The sequence below is a fragment of the Burkholderia lata genome (assembly GCF_902499025.1).
GTDB classification, from domain to species: Bacteria; Pseudomonadota; Gammaproteobacteria; order Burkholderiales; family Burkholderiaceae; genus Burkholderia; species Burkholderia lata_C.
In genome coordinates, this window is record NZ_CABVPW010000101.1 from 1 (window position 1) to 2,462 (window position 2,462).

General features: G+C 53.0%; 1 rRNA gene. It reads left to right on the top strand.

The annotated features are described in order from the left end of the window. A 23S ribosomal RNA gene (locus tag BDI24065_RS40780) occupies positions 1 to 2,337 on the top strand; the annotation flags it as partial. Positions 2,338 to 2,462 lie beyond the last annotated feature (125 nt).

Here is a 2,462-nt window from a genome sequence, read left to right on the forward strand (position 1 = left end):
AAGGGGTGACGGCGTACCTTTTGTATAATGGGTCAGCGACTTACGTTCAGTAGCAAGCTTAACCGTATAGGGCAGGCGTAGCGAAAGCGAGTCCGAATAGGGCGTTCAGTTGCTGGGCGTAGACCCGAAACCAAGTGATCTATCCATGGCCAGGATGAAGGTGCGGTAACACGTACTGGAGGTCCGAACCCACTAACGTTGAAAAGTTAGGGGATGAGCTGTGGATAGGGGTGAAAGGCTAAACAAACTTGGAAATAGCTGGTTCTCTCCGAAAACTATTTAGGTAGTGCCTCGTGTCTCACCTTCGGGGGTAGAGCACTGTCATGGTTGGGGGGTCCATTGCGGATTACCCCGCCATAGCAAACTCCGAATACCGAAGAGTGCAATCACGGGAGACAGACATCGGGTGCTAACGTCCGGTGTCAAGAGGGAAACAACCCAGACCGCCAGCTAAGGTCCCCAAATATAGCTAAGTGGGAAACGAAGTGGGAAGGCTAAAACAGTCAGGAGGTTGGCTTAGAAGCAGCCACCCTTTAAAGAAAGCGTAATAGCTCACTGATCGAGTCGTCCTGCGCGGAAGATGTAACGGGGCTAAGCTATATACCGAAGCTGCGGATGCGTGTTTACACGCATGGTAGGAGAGCGTTCCGTAAGCCTGCGAAGGTGCGTTGAAAAGCGTGCTGGAGGTATCGGAAGTGCGAATGCTGACATGAGTAGCGATAAAGGGGGTGAAAGGCCCCCTCGCCGTAAGCCCAAGGTTTCCTACGCAACGTTCATCGGCGTAGGGTGAGTCGGCCCCTAAGGCGAGGCAGAAATGCGTAGCTGATGGGAAGCAGGTCAATATTCCTGCACCATTGTTAGATGCGATGGGGGGACGGATCGCGGAAGGTTGTCCGGGTGTTGGAAGTCCCGGTCGCTGCATTGGAGAAGGCGCTTAGGCAAATCCGGGCGCGGAATTCAAGGGTGTGGCGCGAGCTCCTTAGGGAGCGAAGCAATTGGAAGTGGTTCCAAGAAAAGCCTCTAAGCTTCAGTCTAATGATGACCGTACCGCAAACCGACACAGGTGGGCGAGATGAGTATTCTAAGGCGCTTGAGAGAACTCGGGAGAAGGAACTCGGCAAATTGGTACCGTAACTTCGGGATAAGGTACGCCCTTGTAGCTTGATGCCCCTGCGGGCAAAGGGTGAAGGGGTTGCAATAAACTGGTGGCTGCGACTGTTTAATAAAAACACAGCACTCTGCAAACACGAAAGTGGACGTATAGGGTGTGACGCCTGCCCGGTGCCGGAAGATTAAATGATGGGGTGCAAGCTCTTGATTGAAGTCCCGGTAAACGGCGGCCGTAACTATAACGGTCCTAAGGTAGCGAAATTCCTTGTCGGGTAAGTTCCGACCTGCACGAATGGCGTAACGATGGCCACACTGTCTCCTCCCGAGACTCAGCGAAGTTGAAGTGTTTGTGATGATGCAATCTACCCGCGGCTAGACGGAAAGACCCCATGAACCTTTACTGTAGCTTTGCATTGGACTTTGAACCGATCTGTGTAGGATAGGTGGGAGGCTATGAAACCGGAACGCTAGTTTCGGTGGAGCCGTCCTTGAAATACCACCCTGGTTTGTTTGAGGTTCTAACCTTGGCCCGTGATCCGGGTCGGGGACAGTGCATGGTAGGCAGTTTGACTGGGGCGGTCTCCTCCCAAAGCGTAACGGAGGAGTACGAAGGTACGCTAGGTACGGTCGGAAATCGTGCTGATAGTGCAATGGCATAAGCGTGCTTAACTGCGAGACCGACAAGTCGAGCAGGTGCGAAAGCAGGTCATAGTGATCCGGTGGTTCTGTATGGAAGGGCCATCGCTCAACGGATAAAAGGTACTCTGGGGATAACAGGCTGATACCGCCCAAGAGTTCATATCGACGGCGGTGTTTGGCACCTCGATGTCGGCTCATCTCATCCTGGGGCTGTAGCCGGTCCCAAGGGTATGGCTGTTCGCCATTTAAAGAGGTACGTGAGCTGGGTTTAAAACGTCGTGAGACAGTTTGGTCCCTATCTGCCGTGGGCGTTGGATATTTGAAGGGGGCTGCTCCTAGTACGAGAGGACCGGAGTGGACGAACCTCTGGTGTACCGGTTGTCACGCCAGTGGCATCGCCGGGTAGCTATGTTCGGAAGAGATAACCGCTGAAAGCATCTAAGCGGGAAACTCGCCTTAAGATGAGATATCCCTGGGGACTAGATCCCCTTGAAGGGTCGTTCGAGACCAGGACGTTGATAGGTCAGGTGTGTAAGCGCAGTAATGCGTTCAGCTAACTGATACTAATTGCCCGTAAGGCTTGATCCTATAACAAGTCTGTCTCGCGCTGATTACAGCGCGTCGGACTGGTTGATTCTCGTGTGTGATACACACAACTCAAAATTACTGCTTCTTCCAAGATTGGTTGTGCTGCGAAGCCAGCACAACAACCC